The organism is Solimicrobium silvestre (genome assembly GCF_002976435.1).
Taxonomy (GTDB): Bacteria; Pseudomonadota; Gammaproteobacteria; order Burkholderiales; family Burkholderiaceae_D; genus Solimicrobium; species Solimicrobium silvestre.
The window spans coordinates 102,331-128,200 of record NZ_PUGF01000008.1; the positions used below are offsets into that span (position 1 = coordinate 102,331).

Below are 25,870 nucleotides of genomic sequence, written 5' to 3' on the forward strand. Positions count from 1 at the left end.
CTGTCCACCTCAAGCCACATAAGGTCATATGTCAGTCACATATGGCCTGTAAATTAAGCCGGTTAATTAATTTACTCTTGGGGGCAATTTGCCATGGATTCAAGCGCACAACTGAATGCGGCGGTTCCGCCGCATGCCACATCGACTATTCCATCCGCGCTCAGCGAGCATAAAACCGGGCCGGCGACTCTGATCCTATTCGCGGTTCTGCTGCTGTTAGGCCTTATCTACACAGCAATGAGCCTGACTGCCGATGTCACTGAAGCAGGCCCTACCACCACGCAATGGCTGCCTTATTTTTTACTAGGCTTGGCTTTGCTAATTGCGCTGGGTTTTGAATTCGTGAATGGTTTCCATGACACCGCCAACGCCGTCGCAACCGTTATTTATACACATTCATTACCGCCCAATTTTGCCGTGATGTGGTCTGGCTGCTTTAACTTTCTTGGTGTGCTGCTGTCCAGCGGCGCGGTAGCTTTCGGTATCATTTCACTGCTACCGGTTGAACTAATTCTACAAGTTGGCTCCGGCTCAGGATTTGCAATGGTGTTCGCCTTATTGATCGCCGCTATTATCTGGAATTTAGGTACCTGGTGGCTGGGTCTGCCGGCTTCGTCATCACATACCATGATCGGCTCGATACTCGGCGTAGGTATTGCCAACGCGTTAATGCATGGTCGCACCGGAACCAGCGGTGTCGATTGGGCACAAGCGACCAAGGTTGGTTACTCGTTATTACTGTCACCGCTGGTTGGTTTTGTTTGCGCGGCATTATTGTTATTAGCAATGCGCGCTTTTGTAAAAAGCAAAGAACTATATGAAGCGCCAGTTGGCAATACGCCGCCGCCATGGTGGATCCGTGGCTTGCTGATTTTGACCTGCACCGGCGTGTCTTTTGCACATGGCTCTAACGACGGCCAAAAAGGTATGGGCTTAATTATGCTGATATTGGTTGGTACTGTGCCGATGGCTTATGCGCTGAACCGTGCCATGCCGGTTGACCACGTAACGCAATTCGTCGCGGTCGCGCATGTTACTCAAATTTCACTCGACAAATATACAGCGCCGTTGTCCTTGCCTCCCGCGGCCTCTACAGCAGCTTCGCGTGACACGCTCATCACCTTTATTCGCACCAAAGAATTAACACCGGAAGCCCTCCCGGCATTGTCAACGTTAACTGGTGCTATTGGTGAACGCGTCAAAGAATCCGGCTCACTCGCCAACGTACCCGCTACCAATGTAACTAACGTCCGGAATGATATGTATCTGGTGGCCGAAGCCATCCGCGTCCTTGATAAAAATCCTGCCGTTAATTTTGACGCAGACACCAAAGCCAACCTCACCGCATTCAAAAAGCAAATTGATGACGCGACCAAATTCATTCCTCTGTGGGTAAAAATCGCTGTGGCGATTGCCTTGGGCCTGGGCACGATGGTCGGCTGGAAGCGCATTGTTGTGACCGTCGGTCAAAAAATTGGCAAGACTCACTTAACTTACGCACAAGGCGCTTCGGCAGAATTAGTGGCGATGCTGACGATTGGTGCTGCCGACGTATTCGGCTTGCCGGTCTCAACCACACACGTACTTTCGTCCGGCGTTGCTGGCTCGATGGCGGCGAATCGCTCTGGTTTGCAAATGTCGACGATACGTAATCTGGCCATGGCCTGGGTGTTGACTTTGCCGGTTGCGATTTTGCTTTCCGGTTCGTTGTATTGGCTGTTTTCGCACCTTTTTTAACCATAGGAACTTAAGCCATGAGATTAAATAACGAAGAACTACTCAGCCGTATACATAGCGAACTCGCCGATAGTAATGATGAAGAATTAGAACTGGAATTAGTTGACGACCGTTCTTTAGAATCCTTCACCGATGAAGGCGCGCCTGAGCCGACTGCGGCGGATAAAGAGAATCGCCGGTTATATTTTCGTGAGTTATTTCGCTTACAGGCCGAGCTGGTTAAACTGCAAGATTGGGTGGTACATACCGGCCATAAAGTAGTGATTTTATTTGAAGGGCGTGATGCGGCAGGCAAGGGTGGCGTGATTAAGCGCATCACCCAGCGGCTTAACCCGCGTGTTTGCCGGGTTGCGGCCTTGCCTGCACCGAATGACCGCGAACAAACCCAGTGGTATTTCCAGCGCTATGTTTCGCACTTGCCGGCCGCCGGTGAAATTGTGCTGTTTGACCGCAGCTGGTACAACCGCGCTGGCGTAGAACGGGTCATGAATTTTTGTACCGATGACCAATATGAAGAGTTTTTCCGTACGGTTCCTGAGTTTGAACGCATGCTGGTGCGCTCGGGAATTCAGGTTATCAAATACTGGTTTTCCATCTCCGATGAAGAACAGCATGCGCGCTTTTTAGGGCGCATTTACGATCCGCTCAAACAATGGAAATTAAGCCCGATGGATTTAGAGTCGCGGCGGCGTTGGGAAGAGTACACCAAGGCCAAAGAAATCATGCTGGAACGTACCAACATTGCCGAAGCTCCTTGGTGGTTGGTGCAGGCCAATGACAAGAAAAAAGCGCGCTTAAATTGCATCCATCACTTGTTAGCGCAGATGCCGTATGAAGAGATAACGCATCAGGCAATTACCTTACCGCAGCGTGAACGCCATGAAGACTATGAACGTTTGCCGATGTCATCGGACATTATCGTGCCGGAGGTTTATTAACTGGTGCAATGCGCTTTAGCCGCCCACTTTCCACAACGTCATCCCCGCGCAGGGATGACGTTTTAATACGGTGTCCCTAGGTTGTGCCACAGCATTTAATTTACTGCGCTGATAAATTCATGTAAATTTGCTGAACTCCACCCAACAAGAAGGCACCCCATGCGCGAAAATTTGGTTTTATTTGCAACCTACAATGCGGAAATGAACCTGCGTAATTTTCATGCTGCACAAAAACTCAGTGCAGAAGAATTACTGCAAGACCGGGGCGCTTTCTTTGGTTCGATAATGGGCACGCTAAATCACCTGATTGCAGCCGATACGATCTGGCTGCAACGTATTGCACACCATCCATCCCAGTTTTCCAGCTTATTGGCAATTCAAGATAGCCCCAAACCCACTGGATTAAACCAGAATAGATTTACCGATTTGGCAAGTTGGTTTGAGCACCGACTATCTTTGGATCAAATCATTAAACAGCTGGTTTTAGAAATCACGGAAGCTGATTTAGAAAGCATACTGCACTACACAAGAACCGATGGCGTTGCCAGCAACAAACGGCTCAAGGACGTTTTGCAGCATTTCTTCAACCATCAAACCCATCATCGCGGTCAGATCAGTACCTTGTTGTTTCAAGCGGGAGTAGATGTCGGTGTAACCGATTTGTTGAGCTTGGTACCGAATGTTGAGTAGATTTTTTAATTCCTAAAATTTAAATCATATACGCCGTCAGTAGTGTCCCAACGTTTCTCATAGGAGAGACATCTGTTCTGGTTGATTTTCACCATCAGGCAAATTTGATGGCGGCGTAAGTAGTTGATTTAAAGGTGTTGTTTCAAACATAGTCAAACTCAAGATTTGTAGAATTTCGTAAAGGCTGTGAGGCAAATGCAACCGTTTTTTCACGATGGCGATAAGAACATATGTGGCGACGGCAATCTATATTTGGGTTTTGACGGCGTTTTCGCTGGCTCCCAAAAAGGATTTGATACGCAAATGTTGTTTGATCCATTTGAAGAACAATTCGACTTGCCAGCGCTGCTTGTACAGCGCGGCGATCAGTTCCGGTTTGAGCGCAAAATTGTTGGTCAAGAATATGAGGCGTTTTCCGTTCTCGTCTTTGACGACAACGCGCCGCAACGTCCTTGGATAATCCTTGCTTGCGTAATACAACGGCAGCTCGCCAGTCTGGTCGCAAATGAGATTGGTGCTGGCTCGATCGACCGGGTGGGAGTAACGGCGCTTGAATTTGGTGTTGCTCTTGGCTCGGGTTACAAAGAAAGCGTTCAGCTCGTGGAGACGATGCAGCCGTTTGAAATCCAGGTAGCCGCGATCCATCAGATAAAATGCACCTGGCTCGATAGCCAGATCGTCCAGAATATTGACTTCGTGGGTCTTGCCGTCGGTGATATGAATAAAGGTCGGGATCGAACCACGCAGGTCGAGCAGAGTATGCAATTTGATTGCAGCTTTGGTGGAGCGAAACGGCGCCCATGGATGAACAGACAAACACAGATCGATTGTGGTTGCATCGAAGGCATACACAGTGGCGTCCAAATAGATTCCCATCGGTTCGTCGGCATACAGAGGTCGAGCCATCGCAATCAGATGCTGCGCAAAATCGGCATAAATCTGCCACGGACAAGTGGCATTCGCATTCGACAGCGTGTTGCGAGAAATGGTTTCGCCTCGAAATCCCATGTGGTAAAGCCGGTGCGCTTGCGCCCGCAGATTGACTTCGATGTCGCGCAGGGATTCTCGGTAGGTCAGCTGAGCGAATGCCATAGCGAAGAATTGATCCAAACAAGAAAAATTCTTGACCATGTGTTCGCCCCGGTGCGCCGCAACGCATCGACGAAACGTGGTCAATGGCAGATAAGTCATGATCTGCGAAAAAACGAGTTTGCCATGATGCATAGTAGCGTTGAGCGGAAATCCGCAAAAAGCACCTATTTTGCGCCTCGACGTTCAAATCGAGACCAAACAAATTCGTCGTTTTATGCAAGTAAATCATTAACTTACAAGCTCCTGGCGTGAGAACGTTGGGACACTACTGATACGCCGTATATGATTTAAATATGCTCTGATAGCCCAATGAATGCTTTAGAAAAATGGTTGAATTAATAACCATGTCGCTACGCAACCGAGCACAATTTGGTATCCAAAATCTCAATTTTGAATTGGGTAATTCAAGCGGCTTTCCTTCAGCCATAAATCCGCAACCAGTTCCTCCTGATTGACTACCGACAATTTTAGCAATGCCACTATCTTTCATTTGAGAAGCGAACATTTCGACCGAAGATGTGGTTTTATTATCGACCAACACATAAACATGCCCTCGCCAGGCTCCCCTACGCATCGACTTTCGCCGCCAAATACAAGGCCGGCCATAAGCCCGCCGTCAATTTACATTCTATTTAGCTTTTTCAAGCCAATATTCATTCATGATTTCATGTGACCATTTCGGTTGGCTGACATCATGACGCGGCAAAAATTCCGACATCACAGGCTTAATATCAACTATTGGCGTTTCATTAATAGCATCAAGTTCGGAAACAAATAATTGATTTCCATGTACACGAATTAGACGGCAAATTGTGCTCCCAAGTCTGTTTGGTCTATTCTTGCCTCGTTGCGCAAAAATACCTACTTTTGGCCAATTCAAATTATTGCGCGGATGACGTGCACCGAAGACAATTTTTGCAGGGTCAACCTCATGAAATAAAAAAATAATTTCAATATGAGAAAACTCAGACAGGCCTAGCAGTGCTTCAGGTTCGAATTGATCTGAAAGCGTTATGCAAGATTCCTCGCCGCCCCAAAAATCATCTTCAGCATGTGGTCGAATAGCATCTACAACACCAATTGATTGTATTTGTATATCCATATAAATCTCTTTGGAGTCTGATTTGAAAAATATAGTGAAAGGCAGCATTACTAAAGTGAACTGTCAGCCATTCATCGATTTAAAACATTAACACAAATTTAGAAAAAGCAACTTTATTGCCTGTAAAAGCAACATAATCATCAATACGCCAGACGCGAGTAGAAGGCATTTTCCACGGCACAAGAACCGATAGCGCGGCAAGATCAGCACCTTGCTGTTTCAAGCGGGAGTTGACGTCGGTGTCACCGACTTATGGAGTTTGGAATTCAAAAAGAGTCATGCGCTAACATTCCAACAAATTACCCTAAATGTAGGAATGCTAGCCCGCTCGGCATTGATGATTGCAGCCCTGAGCGCTTTGATGACATCATCCACCAGCATACCCGGCCTCGCGTTGATGGCGAATTGCGAGTATCAAAACGGCATTCTGGTCAACCTCAAAGCTATACAAAGCAATATAACCAGTCTTGCCGCGAGAAATAACCAATTCTCGCAGATCCAATTCGACTAGCCGGCCTATCAACGGATGATGCTTCAATATGACGACCGCCTCTTCGATTAACTCAACCGTCTCCGTAGCCGCTAATGGATCAGTCTCAAGCAAGAAATCGGTCAGTTTTTCAAGGTCGCGCAGCGCAATCTGCGAATAAATTAACCGCGCCAAGATCTTGCCTTTGGCTGCGCAATTTTTTTACCTGCGATGCGTTCTTGAATGTACGCATGAACTTCGTCGGCGTCATAGCCTTGATCGACTTCCAACATCTGCTTCCGCGCTGCATGCGCTTCCGCAATAAAATTAGCCCGACATTCCGCTGCGATGGCAGCCTGCTCGATCGCATTGATCATGAATGCGTGCGTGGATACACCTTGCAGCTGTGCAGCAGCAACGGCACGTTGCTTGAGATTATCGGGAAGTTTCAACGACGTGGTGGACATACCTGACTCCTTCAATTAAACGGTGTTACTATGGTAACACCAGCTACAAGGCATAACAAGCTTACCTACTGGCTGAAATCAAATGCTCCTTGAAAACGCCTACAGCCGTCAATACGATATCAATGTAACTACCGTTAATAACTTAAATGACTATGCTCGCGTAGGAACTTTACCCGCAGGGCAATCTTATTTTTCCTCACGACTTTTTTGAATTTCCTTATTACTGACCCGCCCGGCGGGAGATGCAGTCGGCTCAGACTTTGGTGCACTACGCGTCCGTAGCGCTTTGTTCAACTCCGCTGGACAGTCAATGATCGGTGTCGTACCCAAGTTCACCGAGGCCAACGCAGCGGCTGGCGGGGACAGAGCCGCTAGTGCAATCGCTGCCGTAGCCCTCAGCACAAGCGGGCCCTTGTAGGGGCCAACATCTGGATGCTCGAAACTGCCCTTGGCGTACAGTGGTGAACGCAAGGAAAATATGCGCATTCCCTTAGTATTAGGCCGCACATCCAGATTTAACAGTTCGCGGGACAGATCTACTTCGCCGGTTATATTAACGATAGCGTCGTCGGTATCTATAACAAAATGCCGCACCCCGGCCACACCCGCATTAACGGCAAAATCACTCACCAAACAGTTCAACCGCACTTGTTTATCGCCAAACATTTTCACGAACAACACATTTGCAACGTTCAGTCCGGCTGCCTCCAAGATATACCGACTTACCGATCCCTGACTCATCGTTGCGACCAACTCTCCATTCGAGCTGGCGAGCATCGCCGATACCGAATTGCCGTGCCCAGTCAATGCGGCATCGCCATTAATCTCTCCAAAACTCGCTTTCATCGATTGCAGCGTCGGGAACAACTCGCGTAGTTGTAGGTTACGCGCCGCCATTTTTATCTGCGCATCAATCGCGGGCTTCCGACCGTCCAACACAATATTGGATGTAACGTCACCACCGGCCAGTCCAAAGTACAGCGGCGCCAGGCTGAGTACCTTGTTCTCTAAATGAATATCTGTGACGATGTTGTCGAGCGGAATATCGTGAGTCCGGATCAAATGTTTTCCGCTGAATTTCACGTCAGCATCAAGCGCTCCCCACTGAGCAGTATGGAATTGCTCGACCGGCAAGGCTTTTCCGTCAGGCTGAATCGGCGCCTCGCCACGCGCTATTTTATGTTCATTGCTATCTGCGCCGATTATCGGGCCGAGATCATCCAATCTCAACTGGTTAGACGTTACGGCACCGCGCAAAAGTGGACGCGGCAAACGGTAGACATACTGCAGCGTGCCAGCCAGATCACTCGCGCCGACGGTACCAATGAAATTTTGATAGGTCCAGTTCCAATTAGCGTGTTCCTTTTGCCCCAGCAAACGGCCACGCGTCTTGTATGCCGCAGTTTCAGGCAACAGCACACCGGTCAATGGGTAGAGCGCCGCTAGGCTGGTGCCGCCCAGTGTCAGTTCCACGTTGATGCCGGAGGGTGCGCGCGGGTCGGTGATAACGCCATTGAATGCAATCTTGTTTGCGCCGATCTGCATATCCGCCTGTATCGGAAAAACTGTGCTTTTGTTTTCCAGGGTCAGCACCGAGCCCAACTTGCCACTGCCAGATATAGCTGCGTGATGGTAAGTGCCGCCAAGAATAAATTGAAGGCCGAATTGCTGCGCTGTCAGGGCATTTTTAGTTTGATCCGGCGCAGCTAAGGCATCACCGGCAACCGAAGTAGCCCGAGCGTGTAAATCGAGATTGATGCCGTAGTCGACGTAACGCATATTGCCATCGGCGAAGGCCAGACGCTGTATCTGTACAGCCCAAGTCGATGGCCCGTTATCTGGCAACGACCAACTGTTGCTTCCATCAGCCCGCCGTTCGAGCACGACCAGCGGCGTATCCAAATCAAGTTCGGTCACAATCGCTTCCTTACTCAGAAGCGCGAACGGCTTCAACAACACAACAACACGGCGTGCGCTTGCCATTTGAGCGCCGACATGGCTCCAGGAAGGATTGCTGATTTGTACGTCGTCAGCGCTAATACGCAGGATGGGAAGAGTAGTCAGATAACGCTCCCAGCCAGACTCCGTCTGCGATCCAGATATAAGCTGTATTTTCAGATCACCACGCACTGCAAAGTCACGGCCAATGCTACTTGATACTGTACGGTTAATGAATGGCCGCGCTTGGTTCCAATCGTACGTAAATAACAACGTCATAGAAATAACGACGATGAGCAATAGGGGTGCTGTGATGTAGAACAGAATTTTAAGAAATTTTGCAGGCATGACTTTTCCAGGATATTGGGCTAAGTCTTCCGACTTGCCATAACCTTGTTTACAAGAATTTCAAGGTGAAGTCTGTACGCTAGCAGACAATGGGTATTATCAGGGGTCGTCAATCAGAGCCGACTTTTTATCGTCTCATTGCCGCCATTCTTTAATTACAGACAACAATTTAAAAATTGGAAAATAGCTTTTTTCTTCCAATGTCCGCAATGGAAGCAGCAGGCATTCAACATGTCGTCCTGAACACTGGTGGTCTCTGTCCACAAGAGACATAGGCAGTTCATGAAAGCCCCCCATTAGTATCCAAGCGCTTTAATAAGACTTGCCTATCGTCTCATGGTTTCTTTGGTACCCAAGCTGCGCTTGTTCCTTCGTAGAAATGTGGCCCACTCGGTGGCTCAGGAATGAGTTTGTACCGATTGACAGTTGGCAATGAAGTGCCTGCGCCAGAGAAAACGGCAAAATTTTTCTCAATTACTTGTATGACACATTGGCTAAAGAGAACTGGATGAACCAAGAAACTTCCGTTAGCTTCGACTGTAATAGCATCTTGTATGTCGTGACTTAGCACGCCTACAGGTAAGTCCTTACCACCACTCGTTTTCAGAGAAAGCGTGGCTTCATGCAAAAAGCCATTGCGATAAACATTCCAGAACTTTCTAGCAACCTGCACATTTGCTAGAGCTCCGAACAGGTTATACAAATCAGTCATACACGCGTCAGAGAGGCCGTCGCTCGGGGTGAGTCCGTTTTTCTGCCGAAGGTAGCGTTCGAGAAGAGGAAGCGAAAGTATGAAAACTGCGATGCCGGATTCACGCCTTGGATACATTCCGTTTAGGGTGTACACATACCATTCTCTGAAGTTTTTGAGGTCGGCATTCATGGTGTCTTCCGTTATAAGCGTCAAGTAAGTATTCGCAGTTATCTAACAACCTAGATGTGAGCATCTTTATTCGCCCCCATTATTTAAATGGTTGTCTTATTTGTGCCGTGAAGCGTCGATCACCAAAATATACTGACTGACAACTCATTTCAGTATTACAGAAACTCATCGATTTGAAAAATTAATTAAAAAAATACTCCAACATGAGGATGTATAAAAGACGAAAATAAATGCGTAAATAAGGCTTATTTACGCATTTATATGATCCCTGATTGATCACAACAACTGCAATGCGCGGATACCTTCCGCGATCACTTCCGGCTCATAGCTGCGTAAGATTTTTTTGATAATGGGATTAAACAGCAGCAAATCGATATTCATCACTTCCTGTTTAATTTCCAGCAGTTGCGCAGGCGGCATGGAAAGCTCTCTAAAACCCATTCCCAGCAACAAACGCGTCAGCTTGATATCACCGGCCATGCCACCGCAAATTGCGACTGGAATTCCCGCCTTATCCGCCGCTGCGACCGTCATCGCGAGCAGCTGCAAAATCGCAGGATGCACATCATCGTACAAATGCGCTACAGCGTAATCGGCACGGTCGATTGCCAAGGTGTATTGAATTAAATCGTTGGTGCCGATGGAGAGAAAATCCATTTTTTTGACGAACATCGGCAAGCTCAGTGCAGCTGCCGGTACTTCTATCATCGCCCCCACTTTAATGTCAGCATCAAATGCAATACCCTGCAAAATCAGTTGCTGTTTGGCTTGCGCCACCATCGCCAGCGTTTGATCAATTTCAAACAAATGCGACAACATCGGAATCAGGATATTGACCTTGCCAAACGCCGAAGCGCGCAAAATCGCTCGCAATTGGGTTAAGAATAATTGCGGCTCGGCCAGGCAATAACGGATCGCACGCAAACCCAAGGCCGGGTTCAAGGTGGCAACATCAGCTTCATCCAGAGGCTTGTCGGCACCGACGTCCAAGGTGCGTATCGTAACTGGCCGGCCTTTCATAGCCTGCACGGTAGCGCGATATGCTTCAAACTGTTCCTCTTCAGAAGGCAAGATGCCGTCGCGTCCCATGAACAGGAATTCAGATCGAAACAAACCTACGCCGGAAGCACCAACTTCATTCGCGGCGGCAGCATGCTCTGGTAATTCGATATTGGCTAACAGGGTAATTGGCGTGCCGTCTTTGGTAACTGCCGAGGTCTTTTTTAACTTGGCGAGTTTTTTACGGAAGCGTTGAATTGCTGCTTGCTTTTCGCGATATTCGTCAAGAATAATCTGCTGCGGGGCGACGATCACCACGCCAGCTACGCTGTCAATAATTAACCAGTCGTCTTGCTGAATTAAATGACTGGCGTTACCCATTCCCACCACGGCCGGAATACCTAAACTACGAGAAACAATGGCGGTATGCGAGCTGCGTCCACCTTCATCGGTTACAAAACCAACGAAGGCAGAGTCTTGGAATTGCATCATGTCGGCCGGTGAAATATCACGCGCCACGACGATCATGTGGGTATTTAATTCATCCACGCCCGCATTCGGGGGCAGTGTAGTGGCGCTGCCGGTCAGTAGTTTTAACAGACGGTCAGCGACTTGTTCGATATCGGCTTTGCGTTCCCGCAGGTAGTCGTCTTCAATTTCATCAAACTGCGCTAACAGCACATCAATTTGAGTGACCAAAGCCCATTCCGCGTTGTAATGACGGGTGCGGATAATTTCCAACGGCGCTTGCGCCAACATCGGATCGGACAAAAACAGCGAATGCACATCCAAAAATGCACCCAACTCGGAGGGCGCATCAGCAGGTAAATCAGACCAGATTTTTTGCAACTCACGCTCTGCTTCTGCCAGGGCATTTTGCAGCCGCAGTACTTCCGCCTCGACTTGCTCTTGCCCCACCAGGTAATGCTGCACTTCCAACGCAGCAGGGCGCAACAAATGCGCACGACCTATCGCAATTCCGCGTGAAACAGGTATACCTTGCAATGTAAATGAGGCCATGTTTCTCCGTTATTTTTAATTTTTGTTTTTAATTTGTATTATTGGCTGACGATTTTGTTACGGTAAATTGGTAGCGCCGTCCCTTGCTAACTACCGCTGTTACCTCAGCTTTTACGACCTTATTACTCCCCTTCACCAAATTTTTCGGCGATTAAGGTAGCAATAGCAGTGCTGCATTCTTGTTCGTCGGTACCGGTCGTTTCCAGGGTAATCCGGCTGCCTTTACCGGCCGCCAACATCATCACACCCATAATCGATTTGCCGTTGACTCGTTTATTGTTCCGCATAACCCAAACTTCCGATGCGTATTTTGATGCCAATTGCGTGAATTTAGCCGATGCTCGCGCATGGAGACCAAGCTTATTAACAATTTCCAATTCCACCTGCACCATATATTCCCTTTTTACTTTTGAATTAATTGTTTGTGTTGTAACGCATAGCACCTAATTGTCCTATTAGCCTGGCGCTATCCGCAAACGGTTATCTACTCTCACTGCACCATTTTGTGCACCGGCCTGTGCCATTTCAAACACCACGTCCAAATTATCATGACGATAGGTAAGGGCCCGCAGCAACATCGGTAAACTCAAGCCCGCCAACACCGCAACTTGGTCCAACGCATCCAGTTTTTGGCTGCAATTGGAAGGAGTTCCACCACATACATCCGTCAAAACCAACACCCCATTACCTAAATTCAGACGCGCAATCGCCAGTTTGGCGAGCTGAATCACTTCTTCCGGATTTTGATCTGGCATCACATCAATTGCCTCAAGATGCTCAGGCATGCATCTAAACACATGTCGAGCAGCCGTTATAAAGGCATTGCCTAGCGGTGCATGCGCCATGATGAGGATTCCAACCATTACTTATGCTCGCTCTAATTCATCAATAAACAGTGCAGCAACATCAAACCCTGTTTGTTGAGTTATTTCCTGGAAACAAGTAGGGCTAGTGACATTCACTTCGGTTAAGAAGTTCCCTATGACATCACAACCGACTAATAATAAACCGCGTTGCGCTAAAATCGGTGCCAACGCTTCGGCAATTTCCGTATCGCGCGCCGACAATGGTTGCGCCACACCAACACCACCCGCCGCCAGATTACCGCGCACTTCGCTTCCTTGCGGAATTCTTGCCAAGGAAAAGGGCACGACTTTGCCGCCGATCAGCAGTATTCGTTTGTCGCCCAACGTAATTTCAGGAATATAACGCTGCGCCATAATCGTGCGCGTACCGTTGCCGGTTAAGGTCTCAATAATCGAACCTAAATTCAAGCCATCGGCGCTGACTTTAAAAACACCGGCTCCGCCCATGCCATCTAACGGCTTCAGGATAATATCTTGATGCTCGGCATGAAAGCGCCGTAAACGGACTTCGTCGCTGGTAACCAGAGTGGGCGCGGTAAATTGCGGAAACTGCGCAATGCTGAGTTTTTCATTGTGACCACGAATCGCCGCAGGCTTATTAAATACCCGTGCGCCGCTCTGCTCCGCTAGCTCAAGCAAATAGGTGGCATACACATATTCCATATCAAACGGCGGATCTTTGCGCTGCAACACGGCATCAAACTCATTTAAACGCCGCTCTTCTGGCGCTTCAGCCTGATACCAGACCTCCTGACCAGTTAAGTGAATGCGCCGCACTTGCGCCACAACTTGCGCGCCCTCCAACGCCATGTCTTTCGGCATAAAGGCATACAACTCGTGGCCGCGCTTGGCGGCTTCACGCATCATCGCAAAAGTGGTGTCTTTATAGATTTTGAAGTCGTCGAGTGGATCGGTTAAAAAAGCGATTTTCATTCGGCACTCACTTAATAGACTTCAGGATTTGGATCAGTCTTTTCTAATTCCAAAGAAGCTGCCAGCAAAGCCAATCGCGCAACCACGCCGTACATATAAAAACGGTTCGGTGATGCAGTGCCCGGTTTAGCATGCACGTCTGGTAAAGCATGTTGCTGAGCAAACGCCAATGGCACAAAGTGCGCACCCGGCGCATTCAAGTTTTCATCCACGCCACGGTCAGAATGCACCCGATAAAAACCGCCTACTACATAACGATCCATCATGTACACCACCGGCTCGGCGACGGCTTCGTTGATTTGTTCAAACGTATGTACACCTTCTTGAATAATCACATCACTGACTTCCAGGCCTTCTTTTACAACGGCCATTTTGTTACGCTGCTTACGATTCAAATCTTTCACGTCGCTTGCATCGCGCACGGTCATAATGCCCATGCCATAAGTACCGGCATCTGCTTTAACGATCACAAACGGTTTTTCTTTGATGCCATATTCTTTGTATTTTTTGCGGATCTTGGTTAAAACCGCATCGACTTGCGCAGCCAGCAGATCTTCACCGATCCGTTCATGGAAATTAATTTGCGATGCTTTGGCAAAATACGGATTCAACATCCACGGATCAACATCGACGATCTTGGCGAATTTTTTAACGACTTCATCGTAAGCGGCAAAATGATTGGTTTTACGACGCACCGCCCAACCGGCGTGCAACGGTGGCAATAAAGTTTGTTCGTTCAGGTTTTCCAGAATAGAGGGAATCCCGGCGGATAAATCGTTATTCAGCAAAATGGTGCACGGATCAAAACCGGCCAACCCTAAGCGACGGCCATTGGCAGAGCGCTCTAGCGGTTCCATAGTGAGAATAGAGCCATCCGGCAATTCCAGATTGGTTGGCTCTTTAATGTCTTCAGACAAACTACCCAAACGTACATTCAAACCGGTTTGTCTGAAAATTTGCATCAGACGCGCAACGTTTTGCAGATAGAAGGTATTGCGGGTATGGCGTTCAGGAATCAACAATAAATTTTTAGCGTCTGGGCAATATTTTTCTACGGCAGCCATCGCAGCCTGCACCGCCAACGGCAACATTTCCGGCGCTAAATTATTAAAACCGCCCGGATACAAATTGGTATCGACTGGCGCTAGCTTAAAACCGGAATTGCGTAAATCGACTGAACAATAAAACGGTGGCGTGTGCTCTTGCCATTCCAGACGGAACCAGCGCTCAATCGCAGGCGTTGCTTCTAATATTTTCTTTTCTAGTTCAAGCAGCGGGCCATTTAAGGCAGTAACAAGATGTGGGACCATAGATAACCTTAAGCGGGATGACGAGCAAACGATTCAATAACGTAAGTAACAACAAAATACGAATAAAAAACAATTTTAGCCGGATTTACCATTTTACGTTCTTGAGTGATGGCAACATAATTTGGGGTAAGGCGGTAATTATCAAGATACCGTCGCACATAATAAATAGAGCGCTGACCTGATATCCCTTGAACAAGTCCAAGCTACGTTGCGTTTATTTTGCCAACAACGATAATTCTGTTATTTTGCCGAAATACAACTTTACACCAAGTGTTGCGTATTTTTTGCGTTTTTTGCCTGCGCTTTATCAGCGAATGCAGCAAACAACAGATTGCTGCATAAGGCTTACAATACGTCTTTTGTTACAGCACGACATCAGCGTTGGCCCACTTATTATTTACTTATTACATCCCATATCCCCATGACTGAACCTTTATTTTTTCAACATCATGTGTTTTTTTGCGTGAATCAACGCGATGACGGACGCGCTAGCTGCGCCGATTGTGGCGCGCTGGCTTCGCAAAAATATGCCAAACAGCGTATTAAGGAATTGAATTTAAGCGGCCCGGGTAAGATTCGCATCAATCAGGCCGGCTGCCTGGATCGCTGTGATGCGGGACCAGTGTTGGTAGTTTATCCAGAAGGCACTTGGTATACCTTTGTCGACAATCACGATATTGATGAAATTATTGATTCCCATCTGGTGCATGGGAAAATTGTTCAACGCTTATTAATAGATCCAGCATGAATGCTCAAACACGCTCTTTTTTCCTGACTGGCGGCGCTGGCCAAATGCAATGCGCGCTGGACTTACCGCTTGACCAAGCGCCAATCGGCATCGCTTTAGTTGCTCATCCGCATCCTTTATACGGCGGCACGATGGACAACAAAGTCGCGCAAACTTTGGCGCGCACCTTTGTGGCATTGGGTTACGCGACCGCGCGAATGAATTTTCGCGGTGTTGAGCAATCCGAAGGTGTTCATGACCATGGCATTGGTGAAACTGAGGACATGCAGATTTTGTTAGCACACATGCAAACTTTGTACCCTGATCTGCCATTGGCACTATCCGGCTTTTCATTCGGCACCTTTGTTCAAAGCCGTTTACAACGTTTGCTGGCGGCACAAAACTCACCACCACAACGCCTGGTATTAATAGGATGTGCAGCAGGCAAATGGGAAATGGGCGAAGTTCCTGCTAGCACCATCCTGATCCACGGTGAACAAGACACAACTATCCCATTAACCGATGTATTTGATTGGGCGCGTCCGCAAGACATCCCCGTTACAGTTATTCCTGGTGCGGACCACTTTTTCCACCGCAAATTGCACCATATTAAAAATTTAGTAACAGCGCTTTGGTAGCTTAAGCGTTTAATGTCACAATCTGTCTTTGTGTTTTATTTGGTATTAAATCAATCTATTATGAAAAAACTTCTAGCACTTTCTCTTCTCTGCCTTGCGGTTTTCAGCTCCGCACAGGCGCAAACCATGCCTGCACCAACCATCGCGGCTAAATCGTGGTTGTTATTAGATACCACCAGCAATCAAATCATTGCTTCTGAGAATCCTGAAATGCGGATTGAACCTGCATCGCTGACCAAAATCATGACCGCGTACTTAGTGTTTGAAGCACTGCGCGACAAAAAAGTGACGATGGAGCAATTGGTTAATGTCTCGGTCAAAGCTTGGAAAGTCGATTCCGATAGTTCCAAAATGTTCATTGAACCAAAAACACCGGTCACGGTTAATGATTTGCTGTACGGTTTAATCGTGCAATCTGGCAATGATGCAGCGGTAGCGCTGGCCGAAACGGTAGCAGGTAGCGAAGAAGCGTTTGCCGTGTTGATGAACCGTGAAGTAGAGCGGATGGGACTCAAAGCCACCCACTTTGCCAATCCACATGGTTTGCCTGACCCACAAAATTATTCTACCGCGCAAGATTTGGCGAGAATTGCACAGCATTTAATTGTGGAGTTCCCTGAGTATTACAAAACGTTTTACTCCACCAAAAGCTTTACCTATAACAAAATTACCCAACCTAACCGCAACCGCTTGCTGTGGTTAGACCCAACCGTCGATGGCATGAAAACTGGCCACACTGCGGCAGCTGGCTTTTGCCTGGTTTCATCGGCGAAACGTCCCAACGGTACCGGCGAACGTCGTTTAATCTCAGTAGTGTTAGGCGCAACCAGCGACCAAGTACGTGCGCAGGAAAGTTTAAAACTGTTGAACTGGGGCTTTTTGAATTTTGATACTGTCAAACTGTACGAAAAAAATCAGGCAATTGACACGCCTGAAATTTGGAAAGGTACTCAAGCGAAAATCAAAATCGGCTTTACTGACGATTTATACGTAACCTTGCCAAAAGGCAGTGCCGCGCGTATTAAACCGCAATTAGAACGCAAAGACCCTTTAGTTGCACCAATCGCCGCAAATGCCAAAATCGGCACCATGAAGATGATGATCGATGGCAAACCAGTTGCCGAGTTTCCGGTCATGGCCTTGGAAACAGTAAATCAAGCCAGTATTTTTGGCCGCGCTTGGGATTCGATACGGTTGTGGTTGAAGTAAGAGGGTAATTGGTAATTTGTTTCCCGATAGCGCCGACTAGTTCGGCGCTTTTTTATGGAGTTTGATTTCCCTGATTGGCGAACAGCGTACTTACTATATATAAATTTTGTAATGTACAGTTAATGTAGCTTAAACATAGTGAGTATAGAAAATCCTCAATTTAGGTCGAATTAAGGCTGCTACCTAGCCATTTCCTTGCTGTTTTTCTCCAGCCATTCTTTTCTCACCAACTTTTTAAATTCATCCGGTAACCATGGCCGGGCCGCCAGCATAAAGCTGATCCGGTGTTTGTCAGTCAACGGCAATTTAGCATCAGTCTGATGTTGTTCGGAAAATTCGCGCGCTACTTGTTTTAAGCGCGTTAATAACTGGTCTATCGATGGCCTGGACAGCATTACATTCACCAAACGCATAATTTCGTGCTGACCATCAAAATCCGAATTGAGATAGTCCGCATAGGCTTGCGCTTTGAAATAATGCTGGATCGGGCCGTTGGAAATCCATTTAAAGGTACGTGCTACCAACAGCTTAATTCGATTATTCGGCTGCAATTCCAAGAAGCCGATTTTATCCAGACGCAATAAATAACCCACTACTTCGGCTTCAGTCATCGCGTAAATATCCACAATCTGCTCCAACGTAAGCAGATTGAGTGCCGACACCGCCACTAAAAATTTCTTCGGATCGCTGATGATCTCTTGCTCCTGCTCGTAACTCAGTTCCAAGATTAATTTGGACTCATGCTCATGACTGGTCAGATCGTGAAAATCAATTTCTGCCGCAAGTAAAATTTCATCCAAGCGCTGCAAGGTGAAATTTTTCTGGGAAAACATCCGCTTGACGCTGGCTTCCGACATGCGGATGCGTTCGGCTAAATCGGCATAGGTTATGTCGCGATTTTTTAATTCGCGCTTCAATGCATCAATAATCGTGATTGCTTTAGACATGGCATCAAAAGTTTGTAAAGTAGCGAAAGATGATACAACAGGCATCGTCATTTGGTGCCTTTATAATTTCCATAGAGGAATGTATCAATCTCGCTAATACTGGCGACTTCTTTAATCAGGAGTGAACCATGAAACTAGTAAAACAAGGGATGTTAGCGGCGCTGCTTTGTTTGAGCTTAAGTTTGAATGCGCAGGCTGCGGATTGTATATCTTGCGCCCCATCCCAAGGTTCAGCCGGGCTATCCGCCGGTTCCGGACTCGTTCTAGTAGGCTCAATGAGTGTCGTCGCCGCATCTGGCATGATCGTCGTGGAAAGTGTTGTAGTAGGAGCGGATGGCATTGTGATTGTGGTGAAAGGGATTTCCAACGGCGTCAGTGCCACAATAAAACTATCCGGCCAGGCAGCACAAGGCATATCTCTGGCAGCAGGCACAGTAATTAACACCAGTGCCATGGCTACCGGTTATTTGCTGGTCGCGTCAGGAACAGTACTGGCGTTTATTCCGAATGAAATCGGCCAGGCTCTGATACATCATTCCAAGGTGGGGTCATGACCCGCCTAAAATTAGTCAGTTGCGGCCTGTTGTTACTGGTCGGTTGCTGGCTCAATCCCGCTTTTGCCGGTCGCTCTTGTGATGATGTCCAGTCGAATCCGACCTCCATCATGAAAGGGCTGGAGCTGGCCCAAAAAACCAAGCTGGCGCTGGATGATTCCGGCGCGGAGTTAGCCATCATTGCACGGGTTGGTCAGGATTTATCCAAATACAATTTGCGCTATTCACACTTGGGCTTGGTATATCGCGAACCTAACGGCCGTTGGAATGTGCTGCATGAATTAAATCAATGCGGCACTGCAGAATCCAGTTTGTTTAACGAAGGTTTGGGTAATTTTTTCATGGACGATGTGTTTGCCTATGAAACCATGTTGATCATCCCCAATGAAGACCAGCAAAAGAAATTGAAGGAATTAATTGATACCAAGGTCGCGCTGCAATTACACGACGCGCATTACAACATGCTGGCCTTCCCATTTTCGACCAAATATCAAAACTCCAACCAATGGGCGCTGGAATTGCTCGCTGCCGGGCAGAGCAAGGATATTGTTATTACTAATCGCGGTCAGGCACAGAACTGGCTGAAACTGGCGGGTTATCAGCCCAGTGAATTAAATATTCCAGCTCTGACCCGACTGGGTGCCCGCATGTTCCGCGCCAACGTGGCCTTTGACGATCACCCAATGGACAGGCGCATGGCGGGCAAGATCGACGTTGTCACGGTTGAGTCAATTAATCAGTTTATGCAAATGCGCGACCCACAAATAAAACGCATCGTGCTTACTTATCCTTGATGGTTTGAATAACGTTAGTGTCAGGTAGCTGTAATTTTTCTAACGGCGTACTCTTTTTTATTCTCCTTTACTTAAAATTACAGGTCTGAATCCGGCCAGTCATTCAACACCTCAGCGAATACACTGCACTCCTCACACATTAAGGAGAGTAGCCATGTCTTTTCGTATCCTCGGTCTGGCACCGGACCAGTTTCAACCTTTATTTTCTTTGTCGGATGCTGAACTTGAAAAAATCGGCGCGCGGCGCCTGTTTGCGGATGAGCCAGGCATGCCGTGCCGAGTTAGCATGGCGCATGCCGAACTCGGCGAAGAACTTTTGCTATTGAATTTCGAGCACCAACCAGCCAACACACCGTACCGCGCCACCCACGCTATTTATGTACGAAAACTGGCTAAGCATGCCTTTACGACGGTTGATAGCGTGCCTGAGATATTGGCAACGCGGCTGCTGGCAGTGCGCGCCTACAATGCGGAGCATATGATGATCGATGCAGAAATCGTTGAAGGAATTCTCGTGACGGAATTATTCGAACGTTTTTTTGCCGACCCACAAACCAGCTATCTGCATGTACATAACGCACGTCGTGGTTGCTATGCGGGGCGGGTGGAACGATATGACGGGGATGGGAGTAAAGGAAAATACACCAATTAATTATCGCTTCATTTACAATCCCGTCACACCACTTAACTCTCACTGCGGAATTTTAATGAAGCGTCTACTTTTCTGTTCATTCCTTATCGCGAGCTTATCTGCCTGTTCGCATAAAGAAGCGGGAATGTCTCCCGATTCCGCTCCGGCAGCGAAAATGGCAGCATCCGGCGCCAGCCTGCAAAAACAATATCTGGCATATCAGCACACCATCCGCATCGATACGGATGAACAGAAAGTAACGCTCATTTTTAATGCTGGGCAGGCGGCTTGCCTGGCAGCAGTAAGTGAACACTGTGTTATTTTAGCATCAGAACTTAGTACCGGTCGCTCCAGCAGCGCTTATTTGAAAATACGCGCCACGGCAGCGGGCATACAAAAACTGATTACCGCCCTCAGCACCCAAGGCCCCATTACCAGCCAGGCCACTACAGCAGAAGATCTGGCCGGCTCCATCGAAGACGCTGTAAAAAAATTGGCCATGCTGACTAGTTACCGCCATCAATTGGAAGAGCTGCAAGCAAAACCCGGCAGCAATATCGACACATTGATCAAGTTGAATAAAGAGCTGGCTGAAGTACAAAGCGAGATCGAAGCGATGACTGGCAAGCAGGCGCAGCTTATGCAACGAGTAGAAACTGAAACACTATCGGTGTATATCGATTCGGCACACCGCAGTGGCTTCTGGACACCGATAAAACAAGCTTTGTCTGAATTTACCGGCAATTTATCACAAGCAATGTCGGCGCTCATTACCTTCATCGCATTTATGCTGCCATGGAGTGTATTGCTGGCCTTGCTCTTGTGGATAGTGCGAAAAATATGGCGACGTTGGAAGGCGCCAAAAACACTTAAGGTAAAAAATAAATAACGGCAAACACAAATTGTCCGTAATCACAAAAAAAATCGCCACGCTTCAAGGGTGGGATGCGGCGTGGCGATATAAAAACTAACTATGCGTTTTATTCAACGTTCACGCAGCTAAGGCAAACTCGCTTAAATGCAAATCTCTATGTGCTTTAGTAATAGCCGGAACTTTCTTTACGACCGATGTTGGGTGCATTAACGCGGCAATCCGCTGTTCTAGTGCACGCTCTTCGGAGTCAAGCACAAAATGCGCCGGGCGCTTGGTCTGGACGATGCTCCAACGAGCTACCGCGCCATTACCTAAAAAATTCAACAAGTTACGTTTTACCAGCCACTGTTCGAAAGCGCGCGTTGGCAAGCTACTTTCGACCCAGATTAATTGTTCGGATGAAGATTGAGATAAAGATTGGGGTGAATATTGTTTACTACCTGTTGCGCGTATCTGTATTTCATAAATCATGTTTGATTCTCCGAGATGGAATCATCGCTTCAGCAGCGATTTCAGGGGGAGAAATATACCGCCAACCTGAGTTGACGGTCATTGAATAGCTAACCTAATTAACTAGCTTTTACTTGCAGATGACTTTCGATATCTTTTACGCCGTCAATCGCAGCGACCAATTGCAAAACATGTTTAATCGCTTCAACAGTTGGCGCAGCGCCCGTCAGCATGACCACACCTTGCTTGGTCGTGACATTAATTTTAAGGGCTGAAACGTCTTTATCAGCAACCAATGCGCTTTTCACTTTAGTGGTAATCACAGAATCTTCCACAACAACGCCAGCTTTTTCTACCATCCCTGGTTGGCCTGTTGGCTCGGCAGGTGGCTGCTGCGCAAAAGAAGAAATCGATACGGCTGACAATAATGCGGCTGTAATAAATGGAACGATCATTTTACGGTTTTGCATAATAAATCCTTTCAGGTTGAACGCAGTGTCTTTATGACGCTGCATAACTACCCTAGAGCACAGACCGTGCCAGCCCCAAAAAATCACTTCACATTCAATGACTTAGCAAATTAGCCGTGTAATTTAACAACTCCACACGCATAATGTTGACGACATAGTGTCTGGAATTAGCGACAGCAATTCAACCTAAATAGTTAAACCTTTGATTTCAAACGGTTTATTCCTGTCACTCTGCAGCGACAGGGTCTGGATCATCCCGAAACAAACTGGCAGTTAAATCATGTTTTTGCAGTAAGCGATAGAACTCGGTGCGATTGCGTTCCGCCAGTCTGGCGGCATCCGACACATTGCCATCGGTAAGCTTTAACAGCTGGATTAAGTAATCACGTTCAAAGCGCTGCTTGGCTTCGGTGTAGCTCAATACTTCCAGAGCTGGCAGCCTTAACGCACGCTGCACCAGTGACAGAGGAATCAACGGTGTCGTTGCCAGCGCGCAGACTTGCTCAACCACGTTATGCAGTTGGCGCACATTACCAGGCCACGCTGCAGCCATTAATGCGGCCAGTGCATCGGGCGCAAAGCCATTAATCTCCTTGCCATATTTTTCAGCCAGCTGCTGCCGGAAATGGTTGGCCAGTAGTGCGATATCTTCGCGTCGCTCGGCTAACGTCGGTAACACCAGCGTGACAACATTTAAGCGGTAATACAAATCTTCACGAAACAGGCCTTCTTGCATTGCCACATCCAGATCACGATGCGTGGCTGACAGTACGCGTACATCAATCGCACTGGCTTGATCAGCTCCGACTTGGCGCACCATGCGCTCTTGCAGCACCCGTAATAATTTGACCTGCAGCGGCAAAGGCATGTCACCAATTTCATCTAAAAACAAGGTGCCGCCGTTGGCGGATTGAAACAAGCCGTTGCGATGCGCCAACGCTCCGGTAAATGCGCCTTTAACATGCCCGAATAATTCCGACTCCAATAGCTGCTCTGGTATCGCGCCGCAATTAACAGCTATAAATGGTGCTTTGGCGCGTGGGCTGGCGCGATGAATTGCGCGTGCCAGTAATTCTTTACCGGTGCCGCTTTCGCCCTGAATCAAAATACTGGCATCAGTGGCAGCTACCAGTTTGGCCTCGGTCAGCAACTCCGCCATGCGCTGGCTGCGGCTGATTAATTCAGCGCGCCAGTTTTCGCCATTACCGTCACTACCATCACTGTTGCCGGAGCCGGAAGTAGGTGCTGTCAAGCTCAATGCATGAGTGACTTTTTCCAACAAAATAGTGCCATCGAACGGCTTGGTCAGATACGCATAAGCACCGCGACTCGTTGCGTCTACCGCGTCCGGTATCGTGCCATGCGCCGTCAGTAAAATGACCGGCAAGGCAGCATGCAGGCGGCGAATTTCATCAAATAGAGCTAAACCATCGCGCCCCGGCAAACGCACGTCGCTAATCACTAACGCGGGCAATTCAATCGCCAACCTGGCCAGCGCGGCTTCGGCACTGGCTACCGCTGTGACCCGATGCCCGGCTGCGCGCAGACGCATGGAAATTAAGGTGAGCAGATCAGGGTCATCGTCCACTAGCAATATATGGGCAGTTTCATTCGGCGCAGCTTCATTCGATTTGCTCATGGACGGCTTTCATTACTGGCGTGTGGCCGGCTGGGTAATTGCTGTTCAATCGCTTTCAGGTCTTCCAATTTTTGACTCAATTGATCGGCACGCCGTTGCGCTTCTTTGAGCTGTTGATTTTGTTTATCCAGTGCGTCATCAAGGCGTCGCCATTCGCTGTAATTGGCATAGAGCAGAGTAGCCAATGGCAGCAAGCGCTGTGCCTGTGGATCGCTCGATTTGATAATGCCATCCAATAAAACGGTTGCGCGGCTTAACTCAACCGGGCCGCGCAAGCAGCCCAAAATAATCGCTTTCTGCAAATCGCTATGCGGGCTTTTTAATGCCGAATTCAGGTCAACCAAATTTTTTAGTAATTCGGTTTGCGACATTTGATGATTGCTTTGATAGTAGGCCAGCAAATCATCTATTTCCGTGTGCACGGGAGCCGCCACTGGCGCGATGACAGGGGAGGTTGGCACGCTTGGCACGATGACTTCTGAGGTTGGCGGAGTTTTACAACCCAGCAGCAGTACGCTGGACAAGCCGCACACAGCAAGCATTATTTTAGTGTTCATAGGGCAGTTCAATCCGAAAATGGGCACCTGCACTAACAGGTAAAAGTTGTACATTACCATCATGCGCGGCGATGTATTCAACCACAATAGACAGCCCAATGCCGTTCCCGCTACGGGCTCCCGGCATTTGTCGCGCACCTTGATAAAAAGGCTCAAAAATATGCTTGGTATCTTCAGCAGCGATGCCCGGCCCTTGATCAATACAATCGATCTGAACAGCCTGCGCTTTGGCAGCCAGCACAAACTGGATCACGCCGCCAACCGGGCTAAACCGGACGGCATTGGTGAGCAGGTTGGCCAATACGATAGACAGCTTACCCGCGTCCGCATCTATCTCCGTCACCGTGCCGGGCACGACAGTTATTTGCAGGCTGCGTGCCTGCCATTGCAAACGTTGATCCTGAATTACCGAGGTTAGTAATTCCGGTAAATTGACGCGGCTCAATTGCACCTGCCGGGCATCAAATACTGCCGTGTTATAGCGTAATAAATCTTCTATCTGGATTTGTAGCGAAGCGCTGTTTTGGCTCAGGATGCGGGCAATTTCACGTTGCGGTTCAGTGAGCGTGCCAACCACCTCGTCTTTAAGTAGCGCGACACCTTCCCGCAATGCCGCCAGCGGCGTTTTTAATTCATGCGAAATATGACGCAGAAAGCGGCTTTTATCGTCTTCCAGATTTCCCAATCGCTGCCTCAGCCAATCCAGTTGCAGGCCCAATTTACGCATGTCGGCAGGGCCATGAATAACGATGGATTGATCAAATTTGTTTTCGCCCAAACGTTCAATTATTACTTCGATTTGCGCCAGCGGACGCGACAGCCAGACGCCGAACGACAAGGCCAACAAGATCGCCAGTAGTATAGCGCCGCTCACCAGGCCGATTAACAAACGGCGCTGCTGCTCAAGCTCAGACAGCGCCGCTTCATTGCTGCGTTCTATCTCGCGCTTGCTCGCCAAAGCGAGTTGATCGTTAATCTCAGACAAGTTGACCAGTGCGGAATACAAAGCTTGCTGCTGTTTTTTTAAGGCGGCTCTATCCGGCGCATCTTGCATCATGTCCCAGGCTAACGCGCTTTGTTGCAGCCACTTTGCTACTGGCTGGGTAGGCAAACCGGGAGCGGCCTGCACCACTAATTGCAACGAGGCGCGGGCATCTTGTAAGGCGGAGAGAAAGAGTGCGCGAAACGCCGGATCATCCAGCACCATGTATTGACGCGCGCTTCGCTCCATCGCCACAGTACGTTCCGCCAAGCGTTGTGTTTCTGCCGTTAATGCCACAGCCTGATGCGCCACTGTGCGGCTTTGGGTAGCCAGATGTCCTATCGTGAGCAAGGCTTGCACCGAGGTACCACTCAGCAGCACGGCAATCAACAAAAAACCCGCCAGCAATAACTGGCGGAATGACAAAGTGGCTAGCATAGGCTTTCTTTAATGGCGTGTGGAAGATAGATAATCTTGCGGATATTTTATTGAAAATAATGGTGGACTAAGGAAATTTATAACAAATTAAGGCCACCTAATATACACCATCGTTTTTGATTTTTTAACGTATCTAATGGCTCTTAGAGCGATAAAAATTATGTTTTT

General features: G+C 48.1%; 27 protein-coding genes and 1 pseudogene. 10 read left to right on the forward strand and 18 right to left on the reverse strand.

Annotated elements, in window-relative coordinates; all coding sequences use genetic code 11:
• Positions 1–93: 93 nt before the first annotated feature.
• The 3 genes from S2091_RS09995 (at position 94) to S2091_RS10005 (ending at position 3,365) form a co-directional block, all read left to right on the forward strand.
• The gene (locus S2091_RS09995) at positions 94–1,737 is read left to right on the forward strand and encodes an inorganic phosphate transporter (protein WP_105531673.1); all 1,644 of its coding nucleotides are present in this window, start codon (positions 94–96) and stop codon (positions 1,735–1,737) included.
• A 17-nt stretch (positions 1,738–1,754) separates the two neighbouring features.
• Positions 1,755–2,675: a polyphosphate kinase 2 gene (ppk2, locus tag S2091_RS10000; protein ID WP_105531674.1), complete on the forward strand. Its 921-nt coding sequence runs from the start codon at positions 1,755–1,757 to the stop codon at positions 2,673–2,675.
• Between the two features lie 159 nt (positions 2,676–2,834).
• On the forward strand, positions 2,835–3,365 hold the full coding sequence (locus tag S2091_RS10005) for a DinB family protein (RefSeq protein WP_105531675.1): 531 nt from the start codon (positions 2,835–2,837) through the stop codon (positions 3,363–3,365).
• Between the two features lie 57 nt (positions 3,366–3,422).
• Here S2091_RS10005 and S2091_RS10010 read toward each other — a convergent pair.
• The 12 genes and pseudogenes from S2091_RS10010 to gshA all read right to left on the reverse strand — a co-directional run bounded on the left by S2091_RS10010 (position 3,423) and on the right by gshA (position 14,792).
• Positions 3,423–4,589: pseudogene (locus S2091_RS10010) on the reverse strand (IS4 family transposase).
• 133 nt (positions 4,590–4,722) lie between these two features.
• A complete protein-coding gene (locus S2091_RS24785) occupies positions 4,723–5,031 on the reverse strand; it encodes a S41 family peptidase (RefSeq protein ID WP_105531676.1) in 309 nt (102 codons plus the stop codon).
• A gap of 54 nt (positions 5,032–5,085) precedes the next feature.
• Positions 5,086–5,559 (reverse strand): SAM-dependent methyltransferase, encoded by a 474-nt coding sequence (locus S2091_RS10020; protein ID WP_105531677.1) that lies wholly within the window; start codon positions 5,557–5,559, stop codon positions 5,086–5,088.
• 367 nt (positions 5,560–5,926) lie between these two features.
• The gene (locus S2091_RS10025) at positions 5,927–6,223 is read right to left on the reverse strand and encodes a type II toxin-antitoxin system RelE/ParE family toxin (RefSeq protein WP_105531678.1); all 297 of its coding nucleotides are present in this window, start codon (positions 6,221–6,223) and stop codon (positions 5,927–5,929) included.
• Positions 6,211–6,495: a hypothetical protein gene (locus S2091_RS10030; protein ID WP_105531679.1), complete on the reverse strand. Its 285-nt coding sequence runs from the start codon at positions 6,493–6,495 to the stop codon at positions 6,211–6,213. The genes S2091_RS10025 and S2091_RS10030 overlap by 13 nt, the downstream gene beginning before the upstream one ends.
• 186 nt (positions 6,496–6,681) lie before the next feature.
• A complete protein-coding gene (locus S2091_RS10035) occupies positions 6,682–8,781 on the reverse strand; it encodes an AsmA family protein (protein ID WP_105531680.1) in 2,100 nt (699 codons plus the stop codon).
• 334 nt (positions 8,782–9,115) lie between these two features.
• A complete protein-coding gene (locus S2091_RS10040; protein WP_105531681.1) occupies positions 9,116–9,664 on the reverse strand; it encodes a hypothetical protein in 549 nt (182 codons plus the stop codon).
• A 276-nt stretch (positions 9,665–9,940) separates the two neighbouring features.
• Positions 9,941–11,683 carry a phosphoenolpyruvate--protein phosphotransferase gene (ptsP, locus tag S2091_RS10045; RefSeq protein WP_105531682.1) on the reverse strand — a complete coding sequence of 581 codons (1,743 nt, stop codon included), beginning with the start codon at positions 11,681–11,683 and terminating at the stop codon, positions 9,941–9,943.
• Positions 11,684–11,805: 122 nt separating this feature from the next.
• Positions 11,806–12,075: an HPr family phosphocarrier protein gene (locus S2091_RS10050; protein WP_105531683.1), complete on the reverse strand. Its 270-nt coding sequence runs from the start codon at positions 12,073–12,075 to the stop codon at positions 11,806–11,808.
• A 63-nt stretch (positions 12,076–12,138) separates the two neighbouring features.
• The gene (locus tag S2091_RS10055; protein WP_105531684.1) at positions 12,139–12,546 is read right to left on the reverse strand and encodes a PTS sugar transporter subunit IIA; all 408 of its coding nucleotides are present in this window, start codon (positions 12,544–12,546) and stop codon (positions 12,139–12,141) included.
• A gap of 3 nt (positions 12,547–12,549) precedes the next feature.
• The gene (gene gshB, locus S2091_RS10060) at positions 12,550–13,482 is read right to left on the reverse strand and encodes a glutathione synthase (protein ID WP_105531685.1); all 933 of its coding nucleotides are present in this window, start codon (positions 13,480–13,482) and stop codon (positions 12,550–12,552) included.
• An 11-nt stretch (positions 13,483–13,493) separates the two neighbouring features.
• Complete coding sequence (gene gshA, locus S2091_RS10065) at positions 13,494–14,792, reverse strand: glutamate--cysteine ligase (RefSeq protein ID WP_105531686.1); 1,299 nt, start codon at positions 14,790–14,792, stop codon at positions 13,494–13,496.
• A gap of 421 nt (positions 14,793–15,213) precedes the next feature.
• On the opposite strand from gshA, the gene S2091_RS10070 reads away from it, so the two are divergent.
• Genes S2091_RS10070 through S2091_RS10080 form a run of 3 tightly spaced genes read left to right on the forward strand, consistent with a single transcriptional unit; the run spans position 15,214 to position 17,366 of the window.
• The gene (locus S2091_RS10070; RefSeq protein ID WP_105531687.1) at positions 15,214–15,540 is read left to right on the forward strand and encodes a (2Fe-2S) ferredoxin domain-containing protein; all 327 of its coding nucleotides are present in this window, start codon (positions 15,214–15,216) and stop codon (positions 15,538–15,540) included.
• Positions 15,537–16,157 (forward strand): alpha/beta hydrolase, encoded by a 621-nt coding sequence (locus S2091_RS10075; protein WP_105531688.1) that lies wholly within the window; start codon positions 15,537–15,539, stop codon positions 16,155–16,157. Before S2091_RS10070 ends, S2091_RS10075 begins: the two co-directional genes overlap by 4 nt.
• A 60-nt stretch (positions 16,158–16,217) precedes the next feature.
• Positions 16,218–17,366, forward strand: a complete 1,149-nt coding sequence (locus S2091_RS10080; RefSeq protein ID WP_105531754.1) for a D-alanyl-D-alanine carboxypeptidase family protein — start codon at positions 16,218–16,220, stop codon at positions 17,364–17,366.
• A gap of 179 nt (positions 17,367–17,545) precedes the next feature.
• On the opposite strand, the gene S2091_RS10085 is transcribed toward S2091_RS10080, so the two are convergent.
• Positions 17,546–18,364 carry a helix-turn-helix domain-containing protein gene (locus S2091_RS10085; RefSeq protein WP_243405385.1) on the reverse strand — a complete coding sequence of 273 codons (819 nt, stop codon included), beginning with the start codon at positions 18,362–18,364 and terminating at the stop codon, positions 17,546–17,548.
• A 77-nt stretch (positions 18,365–18,441) separates the two neighbouring features.
• On the opposite strand from S2091_RS10085, the gene S2091_RS10090 reads away from it, so the two are divergent.
• The 4 genes from S2091_RS10090 (at position 18,442) to S2091_RS10105 (ending at position 21,181) form a co-directional block, all read left to right on the forward strand.
• Positions 18,442–18,867 carry a hypothetical protein gene (locus S2091_RS10090; protein WP_105531689.1) on the forward strand — a complete coding sequence of 142 codons (426 nt, stop codon included), beginning with the start codon at positions 18,442–18,444 and terminating at the stop codon, positions 18,865–18,867.
• Complete coding sequence (locus S2091_RS10095) at positions 18,864–19,661, forward strand: DUF2145 domain-containing protein (RefSeq protein WP_105531690.1); 798 nt, start codon at positions 18,864–18,866, stop codon at positions 19,659–19,661. Before S2091_RS10090 ends, S2091_RS10095 begins: the two co-directional genes overlap by 4 nt.
• Before the next feature lie 154 nt (positions 19,662–19,815).
• Positions 19,816–20,313: a DUF1203 domain-containing protein gene (locus tag S2091_RS10100; RefSeq protein WP_105531691.1), complete on the forward strand. Its 498-nt coding sequence runs from the start codon at positions 19,816–19,818 to the stop codon at positions 20,311–20,313.
• 55 nt (positions 20,314–20,368) lie between these two features.
• The gene (locus tag S2091_RS10105) at positions 20,369–21,181 is read left to right on the forward strand and encodes a DUF4349 domain-containing protein (protein WP_165794964.1); all 813 of its coding nucleotides are present in this window, start codon (positions 20,369–20,371) and stop codon (positions 21,179–21,181) included.
• 102 nt (positions 21,182–21,283) lie between these two features.
• On the opposite strand, the gene S2091_RS10110 is transcribed toward S2091_RS10105, so the two are convergent.
• The 5 genes from S2091_RS10110 to S2091_RS10130 all read right to left on the reverse strand — a co-directional run bounded on the left by S2091_RS10110 (position 21,284) and on the right by S2091_RS10130 (position 25,702).
• On the reverse strand, positions 21,284–21,637 hold the full coding sequence (locus S2091_RS10110; RefSeq protein WP_105531693.1) for a hypothetical protein: 354 nt from the start codon (positions 21,635–21,637) through the stop codon (positions 21,284–21,286).
• 98 nt (positions 21,638–21,735) lie between these two features.
• Positions 21,736–22,086, reverse strand: coding sequence for a BON domain-containing protein (locus S2091_RS10115; protein WP_105531756.1), 351 nt, complete (start codon positions 22,084–22,086; stop codon positions 21,736–21,738).
• Between the two features lie 226 nt (positions 22,087–22,312).
• Complete coding sequence (locus S2091_RS10120) at positions 22,313–23,725, reverse strand: sigma 54-interacting transcriptional regulator (RefSeq protein WP_105531694.1); 1,413 nt, start codon at positions 23,723–23,725, stop codon at positions 22,313–22,315.
• Positions 23,722–24,282 (reverse strand): hypothetical protein, encoded by a 561-nt coding sequence (locus tag S2091_RS10125; protein ID WP_105531695.1) that lies wholly within the window; start codon positions 24,280–24,282, stop codon positions 23,722–23,724. Before S2091_RS10125 ends, S2091_RS10120 begins: the two co-directional genes overlap by 4 nt.
• Positions 24,272–25,702, reverse strand: a complete 1,431-nt coding sequence (locus tag S2091_RS10130; RefSeq protein ID WP_105531696.1) for a sensor histidine kinase — start codon at positions 25,700–25,702, stop codon at positions 24,272–24,274. The genes S2091_RS10125 and S2091_RS10130 overlap by 11 nt, the downstream gene beginning before the upstream one ends.
• Positions 25,703–25,870: the final 168 nt, after the last annotated feature.

What these genes read in the sequence shown, in the direction of transcription:
- S2091_RS10005 (WP_105531675.1), top strand. Translation starts at nt 2,835, where the DNA reads ATGCGCGAAAATTTGGTTTTATTTGCAACCTACAATGCGGAAATGAAC.
- S2091_RS09995 (WP_105531673.1), top strand. Translation starts at nt 94, where the DNA reads ATGGATTCAAGCGCACAACTGAATGCGGCGGTTCCGCCGCATGCCACA.
- S2091_RS10125 (WP_105531695.1), bottom strand. Translation starts at nt 24,282, where the DNA reads ATGAACACTAAAATAATGCTTGCTGTGTGCGGCTTGTCCAGCGTACTG.
- S2091_RS24785 (WP_105531676.1), bottom strand. Translation starts at nt 5,031, where the DNA reads ATGCGTAGGGGAGCCTGGCGAGGGCATGTTTATGTGTTGGTCGATAAT.
- gshA (WP_105531686.1), bottom strand. Translation starts at nt 14,792, where the DNA reads ATGGTCCCACATCTTGTTACTGCCTTAAATGGCCCGCTGCTTGAACTA.
- S2091_RS10085 (WP_243405385.1), bottom strand. Translation starts at nt 18,364, where the DNA reads ATGACGATGCCTGTTGTATCATCTTTCGCTACTTTACAAACTTTTGAT.
- S2091_RS10115 (WP_105531756.1), bottom strand. Translation starts at nt 22,086, where the DNA reads ATGCAAAACCGTAAAATGATCGTTCCATTTATTACAGCCGCATTATTG.
- S2091_RS10120 (WP_105531694.1), bottom strand. Translation starts at nt 23,725, where the DNA reads ATGAGCAAATCGAATGAAGCTGCGCCGAATGAAACTGCCCATATATTG.
- ptsP (WP_105531682.1), bottom strand. Translation starts at nt 11,683, where the DNA reads ATGGCCTCATTTACATTGCAAGGTATACCTGTTTCACGCGGAATTGCG.
- S2091_RS10100 (WP_105531691.1), top strand. Translation starts at nt 19,816, where the DNA reads ATGTCTTTTCGTATCCTCGGTCTGGCACCGGACCAGTTTCAACCTTTA.
- S2091_RS10075 (WP_105531688.1), top strand. Translation starts at nt 15,537, where the DNA reads ATGAATGCTCAAACACGCTCTTTTTTCCTGACTGGCGGCGCTGGCCAA.
- S2091_RS10055 (WP_105531684.1), bottom strand. Translation starts at nt 12,546, where the DNA reads ATGGTTGGAATCCTCATCATGGCGCATGCACCGCTAGGCAATGCCTTT.
- S2091_RS10035 (WP_105531680.1), bottom strand. Translation starts at nt 8,781, where the DNA reads ATGCCTGCAAAATTTCTTAAAATTCTGTTCTACATCACAGCACCCCTA.
- S2091_RS10105 (WP_165794964.1), top strand. Translation starts at nt 20,369, where the DNA reads ATGAAGCGTCTACTTTTCTGTTCATTCCTTATCGCGAGCTTATCTGCC.
- ppk2 (WP_105531674.1), top strand. Translation starts at nt 1,755, where the DNA reads ATGAGATTAAATAACGAAGAACTACTCAGCCGTATACATAGCGAACTC.
- S2091_RS10130 (WP_105531696.1), bottom strand. Translation starts at nt 25,702, where the DNA reads ATGCTAGCCACTTTGTCATTCCGCCAGTTATTGCTGGCGGGTTTTTTG.
- S2091_RS10070 (WP_105531687.1), top strand. Translation starts at nt 15,214, where the DNA reads ATGACTGAACCTTTATTTTTTCAACATCATGTGTTTTTTTGCGTGAAT.
- S2091_RS10095 (WP_105531690.1), top strand. Translation starts at nt 18,864, where the DNA reads ATGACCCGCCTAAAATTAGTCAGTTGCGGCCTGTTGTTACTGGTCGGT.
- S2091_RS10050 (WP_105531683.1), bottom strand. Translation starts at nt 12,075, where the DNA reads ATGGTGCAGGTGGAATTGGAAATTGTTAATAAGCTTGGTCTCCATGCG.
- gshB (WP_105531685.1), bottom strand. Translation starts at nt 13,482, where the DNA reads ATGAAAATCGCTTTTTTAACCGATCCACTCGACGACTTCAAAATCTAT.
- S2091_RS10030 (WP_105531679.1), bottom strand. Translation starts at nt 6,495, where the DNA reads ATGTCCACCACGTCGTTGAAACTTCCCGATAATCTCAAGCAACGTGCC.
- S2091_RS10040 (WP_105531681.1), bottom strand. Translation starts at nt 9,664, where the DNA reads ATGAATGCCGACCTCAAAAACTTCAGAGAATGGTATGTGTACACCCTA.
- S2091_RS10020 (WP_105531677.1), bottom strand. Translation starts at nt 5,559, where the DNA reads ATGGATATACAAATACAATCAATTGGTGTTGTAGATGCTATTCGACCA.
- S2091_RS10080 (WP_105531754.1), top strand. Translation starts at nt 16,218, where the DNA reads ATGAAAAAACTTCTAGCACTTTCTCTTCTCTGCCTTGCGGTTTTCAGC.
- S2091_RS10090 (WP_105531689.1), top strand. Translation starts at nt 18,442, where the DNA reads ATGAAACTAGTAAAACAAGGGATGTTAGCGGCGCTGCTTTGTTTGAGC.
- S2091_RS10110 (WP_105531693.1), bottom strand. Translation starts at nt 21,637, where the DNA reads ATGATTTATGAAATACAGATACGCGCAACAGGTAGTAAACAATATTCA.